This is a genomic window from Reyranella sp., assembly GCF_965227665.1.
Lineage (GTDB): Bacteria > Pseudomonadota > Alphaproteobacteria > Reyranellales > Reyranellaceae > Reyranella.
Genome location: NZ_OZ245767.1, coordinates 1,738,584 through 1,755,018 on the forward strand (window position 1 = coordinate 1,738,584; position 16,435 = coordinate 1,755,018).

Consider the following 16,435-nt stretch of genomic DNA (forward strand, 5'->3'; position numbering starts at 1 on the left):
ACGACATCACGCGGCCGTCGGTGATCGACCCGATCACCGAGAGCAGTCTGCGCCGAGCGGACTGGCGTTCTTCGGCAAGCCGCAGGATTGACAGCTCGTCCGATCGAACCGGACCGCGTCTCGGGAAAACGACATGAAGCGCTCCCGGCAGCGCGGGCAGCGAAACTCGAAATAGCCGTAGGTACCGATCGCCGCGCCAAGCAGGCACAGGCCCGCGATCCACGGACGTTGCCAGATGAACAGGCTGGCGCAGGCGGCGGCGAGCAGCACCGCGATCATCAGCACACGGGCGCGACGATCCCCCCAGGCCCTGATGCAGCGGGCGCGGTCGCTCACGACGCAGCCCCCTGTTCGGCCCTCGGCAGGCGAAGGCGGACGGCCAGCCCGCCCTGGCGCGCCGTCGCGAAATCGAGACTGCCGCCATAGAGGTCCACCAGTTCTCGCGTGATCGACAGGCCGAACCCAAAGCCCGGCGCGGTTTCGTCGAGCCTCTGTCCGGGCTTCAACAGATGCGGCACCTGTTCGGGCGAAAGGCCCGGCCCATCGTCCTCGATCAGCAACACCACCCATTTCGCCTCGGCAACGGCCCGCACGATCACGGCGGTCGAGGTCCACTTGAAGGCATTGTCGAGCAGGTTGCCCGCGATCTCGTCGAAATCCTGCGGCTCGCAAGCCACGGCCAGCCCGGCTGGAATGTCGGCGCTGAAGGCGATCCCGCGCCCGGCATGAACCTTGGCAAGCACGGCGCCCAGGTCGCCGATCGCAGACGCCAGCAGCGTCTGTGCGCGGGTTGGTCCGGCGAGCGCCGCGGCGCGTGCACGGCCGAGATGGTGGCGGATGCGTCGCTCCATAAGGTCGACGAGTTCGACGAACTTGCCGTCGTTCTTGGCCTCATTTCTGGCCGACAGCGCAACGCTGAGCGTCGCCAACGGCGTCTTCAAGCCGTGCGCAAGGTTTGCCACATGAGCCCGTGCCCGTTCGAGATTGGCGGCATTCTGCTTCAACAGCCCGTTTAGTTCGAAGACCAGTGGCTGCACCTCCGCGGGCTGTTCCTCGGGCACGGTCGCCTGCCGCCCGGCCCTCACGTCGGCGATCGCGCCGCGCAGCCGGTCGAGCGGGCGCAGGCCCAGTCGAACCTGCAGCACGATGGCCAGCAGGAGCGCCGCACCCAGCACGAGCAACGACAGGCCGAGCGTCGTCATCGCCTCGCGCCAAGGCCCCATCACCGCGGTGCGCGGCGCGCTGGCGACGATCTCGACGGGCACGCCGTCGAGCGCGATATGCTGGATCCGATAATGGAGCGCCTCGCCTCCCGGACCGGGACCGTCGGCCGGACGTGGCGGCGGCACCGTCCGCGGCGGTGGCGGCGGCGATCCTGCGCGATGAGGCGGCGGCAGAGGGGGAGGTGAAAGCGGCAGGCCTGCGACGTCGAGCGCATCGCCATCGAGGGCCCGTGACCGCAGCACGTTGCGCGGAGTGCTCACCTGCCAGTACCAGCCGCGGCCCGGCCGGTCGAAGGGCGGGCCATCGGCGCTGCCGTCGAGCGAGAGGTCGCCGGCCGGCGTGACCCGCACCGTCGAGGCCAGGAAGTTGACCTGCGTGTCGAGGCGCTGGTCGATCTGGCCCTGCACGAACCGATGCAGCACGAAGCCGATGACGATGGCGGCGACGACCAGCGCCACGACGATGAACACCGAGGCGCCGAGCAGCAGACGCCGGCCGAGCGACGCGTCGGCCTTCACGGCGGCGGCGCCGCTGTCAGACGATAGCCGCGACCGCGGACGGTCTCGATCGCGTCGCGCCCGATCTTGCGCCGCAGCCGCGCGACGATGACCTCGAGCGAATTGGAATCGGTGCCGACATCGCCCTGATAGACCTTCTCGGTGAGGTCGCCGCGCTCGACCACAATGCCCTTGCGCAGGATCAGGCATTCGAGCACGCGCCATTCCAGCGCCGTGAGCTTCAGCGGCAATCCGTCGAGTTCGAACACGCCGGTCTGGGCGTCGAACGAGACCGCGCCGCACTCGATGCGCGGCGTCGCGTGGCCGGCCGAGCGCCGCACAAGCGCGCGCAGGCGCATGATGAGTTCCTCGACCCGGAAGGGCTTGGTGAGATAGTCGTCGGCGCCAGCCTTGAAGCCGTCCACCTTCTCGGTCCAGCCGTCGCGCGCCGTCAGGATCAGCACGGGCAATTGCCGGCCGGCCTTGCGCCAGGCGCGCAGCACGGTGGCGCCCGGAATCTTGGGCAGGCCGAGATCGAGCACGGCAACGTCATAGGCCTCGGTCTCGCCCATGTGCTGGCCGTCGAGCCCGTCGGCCGCGATGTCGACGGCGAAGTTCTCGGCGCGCAGCGCCCGCGCGATCATCTCGGCAAGCGGCGCGTCGTCTTCGACCAGGAGCACCTTCATGGGATTCCCGCTTCAGGCGTGTGCCTCATGCCGGCTGAAATAGGGCACAGAAGCTGAACGCAGGCTGAACTGCGGGGTTCAGCGTGCATTTAGGGGCGCCTCCTATGTTGACGGCATCGCAACACATACAGGAGGCGATCATGACCACCAACGCCATCGTTCCTTCCCCGTCCCGCAAGCCCCGCGCCAGGGCCCTGGCCGTCGCCGCCGGCGCGCTGCTGTTCGCGGGCGTCAGCGGCATTGCCGGCGCCCAGACCCCACCGCCGCCCCCGGTCGCCGGAATCGCTCCACCCCCGTCCCCGGCCGCGTCTCCCGGACAGCCGCAGGTCGTGATGCTGATCACGCCAATGGCGATCGCCAAGCTGCTGCCGGCCGACGTGGTCGCGGTGAAGGGCAGCGTCGCGGAGATCTACGGCAACAAGTTCATCCTCGAGGATGACAGCGGCCGCATGCTGGTCGATCTCGGGCCGCGCGGCGACGACCGTGCCGTCGTGAACAAGGGCGAGCAGGTCTCGGTGCAGGGCCGCTTCGATCGCGGCTTCATCGCCGCCCAGGTCCTGTCGCGGGCCGACGGCCGCAGCGAGGCCTTCGGCCCGCCGCCGCCCCCGCCTCCCGGACGTGAAGCCGATCGCGGCCCGGGCCGCCGTCCCCCGCCGCCGCCGGTCGCGCCGCGCTGAGCCCTCGTCCGTTGCGGTCCGAACCCGGCGGTTCGGGCCGCGTTCTCCCTCTCCCCTAGTCCCAAGGAGTTGGCAATGCCCGACCAAAAGGTCAGTGTTTCCGGAAAGATCCTTCACGTCTTCTCGCACCGTTTCGTCGTCCAGACGAAGAGTGGCGCCCTCCTGGCCGACCTCACCCCGAAGGGGCTCGACCGGGTCGCGCTCAAGGTCGGCGACACGGTCAAGCTCGACGGCGAAATGAAGCCCTCCGAGCTCAAGGTGTCTCGCGTCGTCGTCGACGGCCGTACCGTGAAGATCGAGCATGGCAAGCCTCATCATCACCACGACGACCTTCATCACGATCACCACCATGGTCCGGCAGACCCGGAAATCGTGCTCCGTGCCGCGCGGGAGGCGGGCTACGAGCCGGCCGCGAAGCCGCGCCGCAAGCCCAAGCACTTCGAGGTGCTGGGCAAGCGCAACGGCCGCTTCTCGGAACTGCACATCGAACTCGACGGGCACATCCGCAAGAGCAAACCGGCGGATCGTGACGAGCCGAAGTGGGAGCTGTTGCGCGCCCACGAATCGCCATGAATCCATGTCGTGTTTCGACAGGTCAGCGTGCGTTGAGGTGTATAGCGTGCCCATGCGAACTGAAGGGGTCGGAGCGATCCGCCTTGCGATGGCGGCTCTTGCATGCGTGGTCGCCCTCGGCGCCTGCGCCCGCGAGATCGGCCAACCGATCGATGCCGGCGCAGTCGAGAAGCTGACGCCGGGCCAATCGACCTATGCCGACGTCGTACGCCAGTTCGGCAAGGCCGTCCGCGTGCGCGGCCATGGCAGCGGCACGGTGGCCCACTGGCACTATCTCAAAGATACGCCCGACGGCACGGAGTATGACAGCCTCAGGATCGTGTTCGACAAGGACGGGCGCATGATCCGCGTCGTCGAGTGGCTCGACAGCGGCGACGAAGAAGAGGAAAGCTGAGGCGCAAACACGTCTTGAGCTTTCCGGAGAACGACATGTCCGCCAAGGATCCCGCCATCAGCCGCTTTCCCGTGCCCGCCCTCGCCGACATGCCGGCCGACATCCGCGCGCGCATCGAGAAGGTGCAGGAAAAGTCCGGCTTCATCCCCAACGTCTTCCTCGTGCTGGCGCATCGCCCTGACGAGTTCCGCGCCTTCTTCGCCTATCACGATGCGCTGATGGACAAGCCCGGCAACCTCAGCAAGGCCGAGCGCGAGATGATCGTCGTCGCGACCTCGAACCTCAACCAGTGCCAGTACTGCGTGATCGCCCATGGCGCGATCCTGCGTATCCGCGCCAAGGACCCGCTGATCGCCGACCAGGTCGCCATCAACTACCGCAAGGCGGACATCTCCCCGCGCCAGAAGGCCATGCTCGACTTCGCCGTGAAGGTGAGCCAGTCGGCCCACCAGGTCGGCGACGACGACATCGAGACCCTGGCGACGCACGGCTTCGACGAGGAAGACGTCTGGGACATCGCCGCCATCGCCGCTTTCTTCGGCTTGTCGAACCGCATGGCCAACGTCACCAGCATGCGCCCGAACGCGGAGTTCTACGCAATGGGCCGCGGCTGAAAGGCGAGCCCGCCTCTCTCGCACTCATTGTCGGTCGACGCGGCGCCCTGTAGGTTCCGGCGGTGTGCGTTCGGGCGCACGCCCTCCGGGAGATCATCAGTCCATGCGTATCAGAGTCAGTATGGGGAAGGCCGCGAGCGCCTTCTGCGCGGCCGTTTCCGTCGTGTTCTTCGCCTCGACCGCGTCGGCGCAGTGGCACGAACAGCAGGGCGGCAAGGTCGGCACCTTTACCATCCTCAAGATCAGCCAGGGCGGCAAGTTCCACCGCTGCGCCGCCAGCAAGGGCAGCGGCGCCAGTATGCTGCGCATCGCCTTCACCGCCGACCGCGAGCATTTCATGAGCGTGCCGGGCGTCGACGGAAGCGGCAAGACGCCGCTCCGGATCCGCTTCGACGGCAAGCCGCCGATCCAGATCGTGCCGAACGCCGCCGACAAGAATCGCGCATCCGTGCCACTCGACTACGCGACGGTGGACCGGTTCATGGCGGCCAAGCGCCTCGAAGTGTCGTTGGCCGGCAACACTTACACCTGGGATTTATCCGGCCAGTCGATGGAGGCCGTCCTCCAGGCCGTCGCCAATTGCACGAGCAACGCCTCGAGCTAGAGATACCGTTCAGTCGAAACCGACGTAGCGCACGAAGGCCTCGGCAGGCGTGCGCTCCGATTTCACGGCGTTGGCCGGGAAGGTCTCGTCGGGATAGCCGAGCGCCACGCAGGTCATGATCGCCTCGTCTTCGGGGATGTTCGCGACCTCGCGCACGATGTCGGAGCGGGCGATACCCTGCCCGTTCACCACGGCGCCGATGCCGCGGTCCCAGGCCGCCAGTACGATGCCGTAGCACAGCGCGCCGAGATCGAAATGGCAGGTCGCGCCGGGATCGAGCACGCGGTCATAGGTGAGCACCAGAGACACCGGCGCGTCGAACTGGCGGAAGCCGCGCAGCACCCAGTCCTGGCGCATCGCCTTGTCGTCGCGCGCGATGCCCATGGCGGCGAACAACTGCTTGGCGACACCGACCTGGCGCTCGCGATGAGCGCCCTCGTAGGGGCCGTGGGTGAAGATGTCCCGCTTCGACGGCTTCCCCGCCACCATTTCCTCCATATTGCGGCGCCGCACCTCGTCGAGCGGCGCGCCGGTCAGGACATGGACGTGCCAGGGCTGGCTGTTCATCGACGACGGCGCGCGCTTGGCGTCCTCGATGATCTCGGCGATCAAAGTCTTCGGAATTGCCTTTTCCTTGAAGCCGCGGGTGCTGCGGCGGCTGTGCACCAGTTCCTGAAAATCCATTTGCTCCTGCGCTCCCTGTCGCGGGCGGAGGATAGCAGCCGTCGCGCACCGGGAAACCGCGAGCGCGGCGCCGGTTCCGTAAGGCGGTCGCCCGCTCAGCGTCGACGCGACACCGCGGCGCCGGATTCGTACCAGCCCTTGCTGGCGTTCACGATCTTCACCACCGACAGCATGACCGGCACTTCGATGAGGACGCCGACCACGGTAGCGAGCGCGGCGCCCGAGGAGAAGCCGAACAGGCTGATGGCGGCCGCCACGGCGAGTTCGAAGAAGTTGCTGGCGCCGATCAGCGCCGAGGGCGCAGCGATGCGATGGTCCTCGCCGGCTGCGCGGTTGAGGAGATAGGCAAGGCCGGAATTGAAGTAGACTTGGATCAGGATCGGCACGGCCAGCAGGGCGATGATCAGCGGCTGCGCGATGATCTGCTCGCCCTGGAAGCCGAACAGCAGGACCAGCGTCGCCAGCAGCGCGACCAGAGACGCGGGCTGCAGCCGCGCCAACAGCCGGTCGAGCCCCGGCTGGCTGCCCTTCGCCAGCACCGCACGGCGCACGAGTTGGGCCAGCACCACCGGCACGAGTATGTAGAGCACGACCGAGAGCAACAGCGTCGGCCACGGCACGACGATCGCGGAAAGGCCAAGCAGCAGCCCGACGATGGGCGCGAAAGCCACCAGCATGATCGTGTCGTTCAGCGCCACCTGGGTCAGCGTAAAGTCGGGCTCGCCGTCTGACAGGTTGCTCCACACGAACACCATCGCGGTGCAGGGCGCGGCCGCGAGCAGGATGAGTCCGGCGATGTAGCTCTCGATCTGGTCGGCCGGCAGCCACGGCCTGAACAGATGGCCGACGAACAGCCATCCCAGCAACGCCATCGAAAAGGGCTTGACTGCCCAGTTGATGAACAGGGTCACCCCGATGCCCCGCCAGTGCCGGCGCACCTCGGCGATGGCGGCGAAGTCCACCTTGATCAGCATCGGGATGATCATCAGCCAGATCAGCACCGCCACCGGCAGGTTGACATGAGCCACTTCCGCCGTGCCGACGGCGTGCAAGAGCGCGGGAAAGAAGTGCCCCAGCGCGATGCCGACGACGATGCAGAGGGCGACCCACAGGGTCAGGTAACGCTCGAATAGGGACATCTGGGCCGTCTCCGGATCGATCTGCCGAGGCTCGCCATCGACTCATGACGGCCAACTGAGTAATACATATGTCACATTATTGGATTATTCGAGAACTATGGAATCGTCTGACGCCGCTGCTGGATTCAGTGCCCTTTCACAGGAAACCCGCCTCAACCTGATGCGGCTCCTGGCGACCCGAGGCGCTTCCGGCATGGCAGCCGGCGAACTCGCCAGCGCCCTGGGGCAGGTGCCCTCGACGCTGTCGTTCCATCTGGCCGCTCTCGAACAATCCGGCCTCGTCCAGTCCACCCGGCAGGGCCGCAGCATTATCTATGCAGTCCGCTTCGCCGGTTTGCGCGCGCTCTTCAGCTTCCTGACCGAGACGTGCTGTGGCGGACGACCGGAGCTCTGTGGCGACCTGGCGCGACTCCTGCCCGAGGATCAACCCGAGGTTCACATGACCCCCGCCTTCAACGTCCTGTTCCTGTGCACGCATAATTCCGCCCGATCGCTCATGGCCGAGGCGATCCTCGAGCAGGTGGGGAAGGGCAAGTTCAATGCCTACTCCGCCGGCTCCGAGCCGGCGGGACAGCCGATGCCGGAGGTGCTGGCCAAGCTCCGCACCTTGGGACACGAGGTCGATAGCTTGCGCTGCAAGTCGTGGGACGAATTCATCGGACCCAACGCCCCGCGCATGGATTTCGTCATCACGCTCTGCGACGTGCTGCAGGGCCAGCAGTGTCCCGACTTCGGCGAGCGGCCCGTCACGGGAGCCTGGCCCCTGCCCGATCCCGCCAAGTTCATGGGATCGGAGGTGGAGCGCGCCACGATGATCAACGAGCTCTACGGCATGATCCGCCGGCGCCTCGAGATCTTCGTCAACCTTCCCTATGCGTCGCTCGACCGGATGGCGCTGAAGAAGCGGCTCGACGAGATCGGCGACTCTGCAAGAGCGCCGGCGTAAGCAGGCAGGACAGGCCATGAAAGTCGGAATCAACGGCATGGGCCGCATGGGACGCCTCGCCCTGCGCGCCGCGTTCGGCGGCATACGGCGCCCGCTAGACGATCCTCGGCGCGACAACCGCCTCGAGGTCATCCATGTCAACGAGATCACGGGCGGCGCGGCCGCGACCGCGCACCTCCTCGAATTCGACAGCATGCACGGCCGCTGGCACACCTCCTTCGAACTCGACGGCGAGCGCGGCCTGGCAGTCGGCGGCACCTATCTGGGCTTCAGCGCCGCCGCCTCGCCCGGAGACGTGGCCTGGGGCGACCTCGGCTGCGAGATGGTGCTCGAATGCACCGGCAAGTTCCTGAAGCCGGAGCAGTTGCAGGCCTATTTCGATCGCGGCGTGAAGAAGGTCATCGTCGCCGCGCCGGTCAAGGATGAGCGGGCGCTCAACCTCGTGCTGGGCGTCAACGACCATCTCTACGAGCCGGCGCGTCATCACCTCCTGACGGCGGCCTCCTGCACCACCAACTGCCTGGCGCCCGTGGTCAAGGTCGTGCACGAATCGATCGGCATCCGGCACGGGCAGATCACGACGATCCATGCCCCGACCAACACCAACGTCGTCGTCGATGCGCCGCACAAGGACTTGCGCCGCGCACGCTCGGCCATGCTGTCGCTGCAGCCGACGACGACCGGCAGCGCCACCGCGATCACGGTCATCTACCCCGAACTCAAGGGCAAGCTGAACGGCCACGCCGTCCGCGCGCCGATTCTCAACGCCAGCCTCACCGACTGCGTGTTCGAACTCGCGCGGTCGACTACCGAAGCCGAAGTCAACGAGCTGTTCCAGATCGCGGCCCGTGGGTCGCTGGCCGGCATCCTGGGCTATGAGACGCGGCCCCTGGTATCGGCGGACTATTGCAACGACACGCGCAGCTCGATCGTCGATGCCCCCAGCACCATGGTGACCGACGGCACGCTGCTCAAGGTCTATGCCTGGTACGACAACGAGGTCGGCTATGTCTGCCGCATGGTCGATCTGGCGAACATGGTGATCGAAGCAGACGCCTGATGGGAACGAAGGCGCGCGACTATCTGATCGTCACGGCATCCTACTGGGGCTTCACCCTGGTCGATGGCGCGCTGCGCATGCTCGTGCTGCTGCACTTCTTCAGGCTCGGCTACTCGCCATTCACGCTCGCCTTCCTGTTCCTGCTCTACGAGTTCGCCGGCATCGTCGCCAATCTCGCGGGCGGCTGGCTCGCCACGCGCTTCGGCATCCCGCGCATGCTGATGACCGGCCAGCTGCTGCAGATCGCCAGCCTGCTCATGCTTTCGGCGCTGGATCCCGCGTGGACCGCCCTCGTCTCCATCGCCTGGGTCGTTGCTGCGCAAGGCATCGCGGGGCTGGCCAAGGACTTCACCAAGACAGCCTCGAAGTCGGCCATCAAGGCGACGGCGGGCGACGGCGCGGGCCGTCTGTTCAAGTGGGTGGCGTGGTTCACCGGCTCGAAGAACGCGATGAAGGGCCTGGGCTTCTTCGTGGGCGGCCTGCTGCTCGAGGCGGTCGGGTTCCGCGCGGCGCTCTGGCTGATGGCTGGGCTGCTGCTCGTCGTCCTCCTCGCAGGATTTCTGCTGTTGCCGCGCGAACTCGGCAAGGCCAAGGCGTCGAAGACCATGCGCGAGCTGTTCGCCAAGTCGGCGGGCGTCAATCTTCTCGCCGCGGCGCGCGTCTTCATGTTCGGGGCCCGCGATGTCTGGTTCGTCGTCGGCCTGCCGGTGTTCCTCTACGCCTCGGGCTGGCGGTTCGTGGAGGTAGGTGCGTTCCTCGCCGCCTGGACGATCGCCTATGGCGGCCTGCAGGCCGTGGCGCCCGCCCTGGTGCCGCGCAGCGTCGATGGGCTCAGCCGCGAAGTGCCGGGGGCGCGCGTCTGGGCGGGTCTGCTGCTTGCCGTGCCGCTGGCGATCGCGCTCGCCTTGAACAGTGGGCTCGACCTGCGCTCCGATCTCGTCGTCGTCGTGGGACTGGCGATCTTCGCCCTGCCCTTCGCCGTCAACTCCTCGCTGCACTCGTACCTGATCCTGGCCTATGCCGGGTCAGAGAAGGCGGCCGAGGATGTGGGCTTCTATTACGCCGCCAATGCCTGCGGCCGCCTCGCCGGCACGCTGCTCTCCGGACTGTTCTACCAGTGGAGCGGCATCGGCTTCTGCCTCGGCGGCTCGGCGGCGATGCTGCTGGCCTGCTGGATCATCACCTTCCTGCTGCCGTCCCAACGGAGCGAAATCCGGACGGTCGGCCGCGTGGCCTGAGCCGGTCGAACAGGCGTCGGCCTTGCGCTGGCGCAAGGCGCGACAGGTGATCTTGTGTCTCCTTCACGACTCGAAGGGCGCCTATGCCCTGAGTGAAGACATGTCAGCCAGTATCCCGCTCGGACTCCTCGCGGCGCCCACGCGCCACCTGTTCTTCACCGGCAAGGGCGGTGTCGGGAAAACGACGCTGGCCTGCGCCACAGCCGTCGCGCTCGCCGATCGTGGGAGATCTGTTCTCCTGATCAGCACCGACCCGGCGTCGAACCTCGACGAGATGTTCGCCACGACGCTGTCCAACGCGCCGCGATCGGTACCCGGCGCACCCGGCCTGTCGGCGATGAACATCGATCCCGAGGCTGCGGCGGAGGCCTATCGGCGGCGCGTCCTGGAGCAGCTCGGGGCGGATGCCACCGCCGCCGACCGTGCCGCCGTGCGCGAGCAGCTCTCCGGCGCCTGCACGACGGAGATCGCCGCCTTCGACGAGTTCGTCGGCCTGCTGGCCACCCGCGCCGAGGCGTTCGATCACGTCGTGTTCGACACCGCGCCCACCGGGCACACGCTGCGCCTGCTCAGCCTGCCCCGGGCCTGGACCGGATTCCTGAAGGGAAACGACAGGGGGGCTTCGTGCCTCGGCCCGCATTCCGGCCTCAAGATGCAGGAGGAAAGATTCCAGGCGGCGCTCGCCACCCTGGGTGACGCCGAGAGCACGACCATCGTCCTGGTCAGTCGCCCCGATCGCGGCGCCATGCGCGAGGCCGCGCGGACCAGCGCCGAGCTTCAGGCGTTAGGGCTCACCAACCAGTACCTGGCGATCAACGGCGTCTTCTCCGCGACAGACCCCGGTGATGCAGTGGCGCGATCGATCGAGACGCTCGGCCGCCAGGTCCTCGACGATCTGCCCGAATCCCTGCGACCGCTGCCGCAGGACCGGATCCCGCTACGGTCTTTCGACATGGTCGGACTGGATGCGCTGCGACGGGTGCTGGGTGGCGAGCCGGAACGTCCCGCCGATGCCGCGGCGGACGACTCGCCGGCGTCGCTTGAGATCCCCGGGTTGGGCCGGCTCGTCGACGAACTCGCATCCGCCGGCCGCGGGCTGATCATGGTCATGGGCAAGGGCGGCGTCGGAAAGACTACCATCGCCGCCGCGCTGGCGGTGGGTCTGGTGAAGCGCGGACACGGCGTTCACCTCAGCACCACCGACCCCGCCGCCCATGTCGCCTCGACGCTCGGAGCGACGATGGACGGCCTGCGGGTCGACCGGATCGATCCGCGTGAGGAAACGCAGCGCTACATCGCCAAGGTCATGGCTTCCCGCACTGCGGATCTCGACGAGGCGGGACTGGCCTTGCTGCGCGAAGACCTCGCTTCGCCCTGCACGGAGGAAGTCGCGGTCTTCCATGCCTTCTCGCGGATCGTGATGGAGGCCCGCAGCGCCTTCGTCGTGCTCGATACCGCGCCGACCGGCCACACGCTGCTGCTGATGGATGCCGCCGGCGCCTACCATCGCGAAATGACACGGAACATCGGCGCCCACGCCCAGGGCCGGGTCGTGACGCCGCTGATGCGGCTGCAGGATCCCGACTACTCGCGCATCATCCTGGTTTCACTCCCGGAAACCACGCCGGTCTCGGAGGCGGCCGCGCTGCAGGAGGATCTGCGTCGGGCGCACATCGAGCCCTACGCATGGGTCATCAATCGAAGTCTGGTGGGAAGCGGCACGCACGATCCGCTGCTCGTCAGGCGTCTGCAGGGCGAGCGCGCGCAGATCGCGAGGGTCCAGCAGGGCCTCGCCCCGCGGCTCTACATGCTCCCCTGGCAAGCGAGTCCGCCCGAAGGGCTCGCGGCCCTGTCCAGCCTGGTCGCCTAGCCACCCAATGGGAAACGGTGTATTTCTATATTTCTAGAAATTCAGTTGACTGCAGCGAACGGAAACCTATCTTCGCCTCATGAAGCTCGACGATGCCGCCGCCCGCCTGGAAGCGCTGGGCAATCCGACCCGGTTGAAGATTTATCGCACCCTGGTGCGAGCTGGCGCCGAAGGCATGCCGGTCGGCCGGCTGCAGGCCAAGCTCGACGCGGCGGCCTCGACCCTGTCCCACCACATCAAGTCGCTCGTGATCGTGGGTCTCGTGACGCAGGTGCGCGAGGGTGCGACGCTGGTCTGCCACGCCAACTACGACGTGATGCACGAACTTGTCGCCTTCCTGGCCGAGGAATGCTGTGCCGACGGCGTCCGCCCCGGCGCAGGGAAAACATGCGTAGCCTAGTGACGATTTTGTTGCGCCTGGTATTTCCACTATTCTAGAAGGATAGGAGACTAACATGCCCGATTCGATCACCCCTGCCAAGAAGACGGTCGCCGTGATCGGCGCCGGTCCCGTGGGCCTCGCCGCGGCAGCGCATCTGCTGGAACGCGGGCTGGAGCCCGTCGTGATCGAGGCCGGTCCCACGGTCGGACACGCGGTCCGACAGTGGAGCCACGTGCAGACCTTCTCGCCCTGGCAATACAACATCGACAAGGCGGCCGACCGCCTGCTGACCGCGGCGGGATGGAACAGGCCGCAGCCCGACCACTATCCGACAGGTGCCGAGCTGGTGGCGCAGTATCTCGAACCGCTGGCCACGCGCACGCCGCTCGCCGATCGGATCCGCACCAGCAGCCGCGTGACCGCCATCGGCCGCGCCGGCTTCGACAAGGTGAAGACCAAGGGCCGCGAGTCGGCGCCGTTCGAGATCCGCTACGAGAATGGCAAGGGCCCCGGCCGTCTGACGGCGGACGCCGTCATCGACGCGAGCGGCACCTGGTTCTCACCCAACCCCGCCGGCGCGAACGGGCTGCGGGCGATCGGCGAGACGGAGGCCCAGGATCGCATTGCCTACGGAATGCCCGACGTGTTGGGCCGCGACCGTGCCCGCTATGCGGGCCGCAGCGTCGCGGTGGTCGGTGGTGGCCATTCGGCCGTCGGGACACTGATCGACCTCGCCCGCCTCAAGGACGAAGACCCGGCAACGGAGATCGTCTGGCTGCTGCGCTCGACCGATCCGGCCAAGTCGTTCGGCGGCGGCGCGGCCGACCAGCTCGCGGTGCGCGGCGCGCTGGGCTCCGCCTTTGCCGCACTTGTCGCCGGCGGAAAGATCCTCAGCGAGGCCGGCTTCGCGGTCGGCCATATCGGCCGCGACGGCGACCGGCTGCGCGTGGCGGCGGGCTCGGCCTGCTGCGGCCGCACCGTGATCGTCGACGAACTCGTTGTGTCGACCGGCTTCCGGCCCGAGCTGGATTTCCTGCGCGAGCTGCGGCTGTCGCTGGACCCCGCGCTGGAATGCGCGCCGGCACTCGCGCCGCTGATCGATCCCAACGAGCATAGCTGCGGCTCCGTTCGCCCCCACGGCGCGCGCGAGCTGGCGCAGCCCGAGGCGGGCTTCTACTTCGCCGGCATGAAATCCTACGGCCGGGCGCCCACCTTCCTGATGATGACGGGCTACGAGCAGGTCCGCTCGATCGCCGCCGAGTTGGCGGGTGACCATGACGCAGCCCGCAAGGTCGAGCTGGTGCTGCCGGAAACCGGTGTCTGCAACGGCCCGGCCGCCTCTGCCGCGCCTGCGGCGTCGGGATGCTGTGCGCCGGCCAAGCCGGCGCCCGCCGCCACCGGCTGTTGCGCCGGCCCCAAAGCCTCATGATGGATCGTCGCCGGCTTTCGACGATCATCGTCCTGGGGACGGCGCAGACGCTGGCCTGGGGCTCGACCTACTATCTCCCGGCGGTGCTCGCCGACGAGATGGCGCGCGACATCGGCATCACGACCAACCTGTTCTTCGGCACCTTCTCCGCGGCGTTGATCATCTCCGCGATGATCGGACCGAAGGTGGGACGGATGATCGATCGGGCCGGCGGCAACGGGGTGCTGTCGGCGTCGAGCCTCCTGTTCGGGGCGGCGCTGGTGCTGCTGTCGCAGGCGCAGTCGTTCCTGCCCTTCGCCGTCGCCTGGACTCTTCTGGGCATCGGCATGGGGCTCGGCCTGTACGACGCCGCCTTCGGTGCCCTGGGTCGCCTCTACGGCAAGGATGCGCGCGGCGCGATCACCGGCATCACCCTGCTGGCAGGATTCGCCAGCACCGTCGCCTGGCCGCTCACCGCCTGGGGCGCAGCCGGAATCGGCTGGCGCGAGACCTGCCTGTTGTGGGCCGCCGCGCATATCGTGATCGGCCTTCCCTGCAATTCCCTGCTGCTGCCGCGCCCGACCGATCTCGCCGCCACCCTGAAGGCAGTCGACGAGCCGGTGCCGTTCGATCGCACGATGGTGCTGCTGGCCGTCGCCTTCTCGGGCGCCTGGATCGTCTCGTCGGGGATGGCGGCGCACTTCCCACGCATCATGGAAGCCGCCGGTGCCACGCCGACGCAGGCGATCGCGGCCGGCGCCCTGATCGGCCCGGCCCAGGTGGCGGCACGCATGCTGGAGGCCGGGCCGCTGAGACACCTCCATCCGCTGACCTCGGGCCGACTCGCCACCACGACGCATCCGCTGGGCAGCGCAATCCTGCTCAGCCTGGGCGGCGGTGTCGCGGCCAGCGTCTTCGCGGTGCTGCACGGCATGGGCAACGGCGTCATCACCATCGCGCGGGGCACGGTGCCCCTCGCGCTCTACGGACCCAAGAGCTACGGCTATCGGCTGGGGTTGCTGGGTGCGCCGTCGCGCTTCCTGTCGGCCGGGGCACCCTTCGTCTTCGCTCTCCTGATCGACTGGCTTGGCGCCGGAGTCCTGATCATCTCCTCCGCGCTCTGCCTCATGGCCTTCGCCGCGCTCTGGATGATCCCGGTACCGCAACCGACGGCGAGCCATGCCGACTGAGGGGCCAACCCGGACGACGAGCGGCGCCCGTCTGGTCGCGATCGTCTGCGCAGCGCAGATCTTCGTGCAGATCGGCGCCGGCTTCTGGCCCGCGCTGTTGCCGCAGATGATGCAACGCTGGAGTCTGTCGAACAGCGAGGCGGGCTGGATCACGGCGATCTTCTTCGGCGCCTACATGGTCGCGGTCCCGGTCCTGGTCACGCTCACCGACCGGATCGACGGCAAGAGGGTCTATCTTTTCGGCGTCGCCTGCACCGTCGCCGGCCACCTGATGTTCGGCCTGTTCGCCGACGGCTTCTGGTCAGCCTTCTTCACGCGCGCGTTGGCCGGGATCGGCTGGGCAGGCACCTACATGACCGGCCTCAAGCTGCTGGCCGATCAGGTCGATTCCAAACTCATGTCGCGCGCCGTCACCGGGCATGCGGCCAGCATCGGCATCTCCGGGGCGGTCTCCTACCTGCTGGGCGACGTGCTGGCCGATCAGTTCGGCTGGCGCTGGACTTTCGTCTTCGCCTCCGTCACTGCCGCCACCGCCTGGACGATGGTGGCGCTGTCGGTGCCTCCGAAGACGCCGGCGCCGCGCACCAAGGCGCAGGGCGCGCTGTTCGACTTCCGCCCCGTCGTCCGCAATACCTCGGCCTTCGCCTATTCGGTCGTCTACTGCGTCCATACGCTGGAAATGAGTGCACTGCGCGGCTGGGGCGTGGCGTTCCTGGCCTTCGTCGCGGGCAGCACCGGCGTCACCGAAGGCACGCTGTCGCCCGCGCTGGTGGTCACGGTGATGGCGCTGCTCGGCACCTTCGCCAGCGTGCTGGGCAACGAGGCCTCGATCCGCTTCGGCCGCCGCCGCCTCGTCGCGACGGCGATGATCCTGTCGATCGGCTTCGCCGCGATCCTGGGCTTCGCCGGATCGACCGGCTACTGGCTGGCGGTGTTCCTGGTGATCGCCTACGGCGTCGTCGTCTGGCTCGATTCCTCGTCGGTCACGGCGGGCGCAGCCGGCAATGCCGAGCCGGCGCGGCGCGGCGCCACCTTGGCCGTGCACTCGACGCTGGGTTACGCGGGCGGCTTCGTCGGCCCGCTGGTCGTCGGCTGGACCCTCGACCTCGCGGGCGGCATGTCGCCGATGGCCTGGGGCCTCGCCTTCCTCGCCGTTGCCGTCCTCATGCTGATCGCGCTCGCGGCTTTCCTGATCATGAGGCCCGCCAATCTGGCGGGGGAGCATGGTCGGTAGTGCACCCAGCTCGTT

The 16,435-nt window shown here is 67.9% G+C and carries 18 protein-coding genes; 13 read left to right on the forward strand and 5 right to left on the reverse strand.

The genetic code is table 11. The annotated features are described in order from the left end of the window. Window positions 1-33 precede the first annotated feature (33 nt). From ACO07I_RS08350 to ACO07I_RS08360, 3 genes are read right to left on the reverse strand one after another with little or no spacing between them, the layout of a single operon-like run. The gene (locus ACO07I_RS08350) at window positions 34-336 is read right to left on the reverse strand and encodes a hypothetical protein (protein WP_422016196.1); all 303 of its coding nucleotides are present in this window, start codon (window positions 334-336) and stop codon (window positions 34-36) included. Next, on the reverse strand, window positions 333-1,742 hold the full coding sequence (locus ACO07I_RS08355; RefSeq protein ID WP_422016198.1) for a sensor histidine kinase: 1,410 nt from the start codon (window positions 1,740-1,742) through the stop codon (window positions 333-335). The genes ACO07I_RS08350 and ACO07I_RS08355 overlap by 4 nt, the downstream gene beginning before the upstream one ends. Further along, entirely contained in the window at window positions 1,739-2,407 is a 669-nt protein-coding gene (locus ACO07I_RS08360; protein ID WP_422016200.1) for a response regulator, read from the reverse strand. Before ACO07I_RS08360 ends, ACO07I_RS08355 begins: the two co-directional genes overlap by 4 nt. Window positions 2,408-2,547: 140 nt before the next feature. On the opposite strand from ACO07I_RS08360, the gene ACO07I_RS08365 reads away from it, so the two are divergent. The 5 genes from ACO07I_RS08365 (at window position 2,548) to ACO07I_RS08385 (ending at window position 5,269) form a co-directional block, all read left to right on the forward strand. Beyond that, window positions 2,548-3,084 (forward strand): hypothetical protein, encoded by a 537-nt coding sequence (locus ACO07I_RS08365; protein ID WP_422016202.1) that lies wholly within the window; start codon window positions 2,548-2,550, stop codon window positions 3,082-3,084. A gap of 75 nt (window positions 3,085-3,159) precedes the next feature. Beyond that, a complete protein-coding gene (locus ACO07I_RS08370; RefSeq protein WP_422016204.1) occupies window positions 3,160-3,657 on the forward strand; it encodes a hypothetical protein in 498 nt (165 codons plus the stop codon). An 88-nt stretch (window positions 3,658-3,745) separates the two neighbouring features. Continuing rightward, window positions 3,746-4,051 (forward strand): hypothetical protein, encoded by a 306-nt coding sequence (locus tag ACO07I_RS08375; RefSeq protein WP_422016206.1) that lies wholly within the window; start codon window positions 3,746-3,748, stop codon window positions 4,049-4,051. 35 nt (window positions 4,052-4,086) lie between these two features. Continuing rightward, window positions 4,087-4,665: a peroxidase-related enzyme gene (locus ACO07I_RS08380; RefSeq protein WP_422016208.1), complete on the forward strand. Its 579-nt coding sequence runs from the start codon at window positions 4,087-4,089 to the stop codon at window positions 4,663-4,665. A gap of 103 nt (window positions 4,666-4,768) precedes the next feature. Further along, window positions 4,769-5,269 carry a hypothetical protein gene (locus ACO07I_RS08385; protein WP_422016210.1) on the forward strand — a complete coding sequence of 167 codons (501 nt, stop codon included), beginning with the start codon at window positions 4,769-4,771 and terminating at the stop codon, window positions 5,267-5,269. Window positions 5,270-5,278: 9 nt separating this feature from the next. Here the strand turns inward: ACO07I_RS08385 and ACO07I_RS08390 are convergent, their stop codons facing one another. Both ACO07I_RS08390 and arsB read right to left on the reverse strand, forming a co-directional pair. Further along, a complete protein-coding gene (locus ACO07I_RS08390; RefSeq protein WP_422016212.1) occupies window positions 5,279-5,953 on the reverse strand; it encodes a nitroreductase in 675 nt (224 codons plus the stop codon). A gap of 95 nt (window positions 5,954-6,048) precedes the next feature. Continuing rightward, window positions 6,049-7,092, reverse strand: coding sequence for an ACR3 family arsenite efflux transporter (gene arsB, locus ACO07I_RS08395; RefSeq protein ID WP_422016214.1), 1,044 nt, complete (start codon window positions 7,090-7,092; stop codon window positions 6,049-6,051). A 97-nt stretch (window positions 7,093-7,189) separates the two neighbouring features. Here arsB and ACO07I_RS08400 point away from each other — a divergent pair, with 97 nt between their 5' ends. The 8 genes from ACO07I_RS08400 to ACO07I_RS08435 all read left to right on the forward strand — a co-directional run bounded on the left by ACO07I_RS08400 (window position 7,190) and on the right by ACO07I_RS08435 (window position 16,420). Continuing rightward, window positions 7,190-8,038, forward strand: coding sequence for a metalloregulator ArsR/SmtB family transcription factor (locus tag ACO07I_RS08400; RefSeq protein WP_422016216.1), 849 nt, complete (start codon window positions 7,190-7,192; stop codon window positions 8,036-8,038). A gap of 16 nt (window positions 8,039-8,054) precedes the next feature. Further along, a complete protein-coding gene (locus tag ACO07I_RS08405; protein ID WP_422016218.1) occupies window positions 8,055-9,098 on the forward strand; it encodes an ArsJ-associated glyceraldehyde-3-phosphate dehydrogenase in 1,044 nt (347 codons plus the stop codon). Continuing rightward, window positions 9,098-10,336 (forward strand): organoarsenical effux MFS transporter ArsJ, encoded by a 1,239-nt coding sequence (gene arsJ, locus ACO07I_RS08410; protein WP_422016220.1) that lies wholly within the window; start codon window positions 9,098-9,100, stop codon window positions 10,334-10,336. The genes ACO07I_RS08405 and arsJ overlap by 1 nt, the downstream gene beginning before the upstream one ends. Before the next feature lie 100 nt (window positions 10,337-10,436). Then, a complete protein-coding gene (gene arsA, locus ACO07I_RS08415) occupies window positions 10,437-12,206 on the forward strand; it encodes an arsenical pump-driving ATPase (protein ID WP_422016222.1) in 1,770 nt (589 codons plus the stop codon). Window positions 12,207-12,285: 79 nt separating this feature from the next. Beyond that, entirely contained in the window at window positions 12,286-12,606 is a 321-nt protein-coding gene (locus ACO07I_RS08420; protein ID WP_422016224.1) for an ArsR/SmtB family transcription factor, read from the forward strand. Between the two features lie 55 nt (window positions 12,607-12,661). Then, on the forward strand, window positions 12,662-14,017 hold the full coding sequence (locus ACO07I_RS08425; protein WP_422016226.1) for an FAD-dependent oxidoreductase: 1,356 nt from the start codon (window positions 12,662-12,664) through the stop codon (window positions 14,015-14,017). Continuing rightward, a complete protein-coding gene (locus tag ACO07I_RS08430) occupies window positions 14,017-15,186 on the forward strand; it encodes an MFS transporter (RefSeq protein ID WP_422018195.1) in 1,170 nt (389 codons plus the stop codon). The genes ACO07I_RS08425 and ACO07I_RS08430 overlap by 1 nt, the downstream gene beginning before the upstream one ends. Further along, the gene (locus ACO07I_RS08435) at window positions 15,176-16,420 is read left to right on the forward strand and encodes an MFS transporter (protein ID WP_422016228.1); all 1,245 of its coding nucleotides are present in this window, start codon (window positions 15,176-15,178) and stop codon (window positions 16,418-16,420) included. The genes ACO07I_RS08430 and ACO07I_RS08435 overlap by 11 nt, the downstream gene beginning before the upstream one ends. Window positions 16,421-16,435 lie beyond the last annotated feature (15 nt).

What these genes read in the sequence shown, in the direction of transcription:
- ACO07I_RS08360 (WP_422016200.1), bottom strand. Translation starts at nt 2,407, where the DNA reads ATGAAGGTGCTCCTGGTCGAAGACGACGCGCCGCTTGCCGAGATGATC.
- ACO07I_RS08365 (WP_422016202.1), top strand. Translation starts at nt 2,548, where the DNA reads ATGACCACCAACGCCATCGTTCCTTCCCCGTCCCGCAAGCCCCGCGCC.
- ACO07I_RS08370 (WP_422016204.1), top strand. Translation starts at nt 3,160, where the DNA reads ATGCCCGACCAAAAGGTCAGTGTTTCCGGAAAGATCCTTCACGTCTTC.
- ACO07I_RS08375 (WP_422016206.1), top strand. Translation starts at nt 3,746, where the DNA reads ATGGCGGCTCTTGCATGCGTGGTCGCCCTCGGCGCCTGCGCCCGCGAG.
- ACO07I_RS08380 (WP_422016208.1), top strand. Translation starts at nt 4,087, where the DNA reads ATGTCCGCCAAGGATCCCGCCATCAGCCGCTTTCCCGTGCCCGCCCTC.
- ACO07I_RS08385 (WP_422016210.1), top strand. Translation starts at nt 4,769, where the DNA reads ATGCGTATCAGAGTCAGTATGGGGAAGGCCGCGAGCGCCTTCTGCGCG.
- ACO07I_RS08390 (WP_422016212.1), bottom strand. Translation starts at nt 5,953, where the DNA reads ATGGATTTTCAGGAACTGGTGCACAGCCGCCGCAGCACCCGCGGCTTC.
- arsB (WP_422016214.1), bottom strand. Translation starts at nt 7,092, where the DNA reads ATGTCCCTATTCGAGCGTTACCTGACCCTGTGGGTCGCCCTCTGCATC.
- ACO07I_RS08400 (WP_422016216.1), top strand. Translation starts at nt 7,190, where the DNA reads ATGGAATCGTCTGACGCCGCTGCTGGATTCAGTGCCCTTTCACAGGAA.
- ACO07I_RS08405 (WP_422016218.1), top strand. Translation starts at nt 8,055, where the DNA reads ATGAAAGTCGGAATCAACGGCATGGGCCGCATGGGACGCCTCGCCCTG.
- arsJ (WP_422016220.1), top strand. Translation starts at nt 9,098, where the DNA reads ATGGGAACGAAGGCGCGCGACTATCTGATCGTCACGGCATCCTACTGG.
- arsA (WP_422016222.1), top strand. Translation starts at nt 10,437, where the DNA reads ATGTCAGCCAGTATCCCGCTCGGACTCCTCGCGGCGCCCACGCGCCAC.
- ACO07I_RS08420 (WP_422016224.1), top strand. Translation starts at nt 12,286, where the DNA reads ATGAAGCTCGACGATGCCGCCGCCCGCCTGGAAGCGCTGGGCAATCCG.
- ACO07I_RS08425 (WP_422016226.1), top strand. Translation starts at nt 12,662, where the DNA reads ATGCCCGATTCGATCACCCCTGCCAAGAAGACGGTCGCCGTGATCGGC.
- ACO07I_RS08430 (WP_422018195.1), top strand. Translation starts at nt 14,017, where the DNA reads ATGGATCGTCGCCGGCTTTCGACGATCATCGTCCTGGGGACGGCGCAG.
- ACO07I_RS08435 (WP_422016228.1), top strand. Translation starts at nt 15,176, where the DNA reads ATGCCGACTGAGGGGCCAACCCGGACGACGAGCGGCGCCCGTCTGGTC.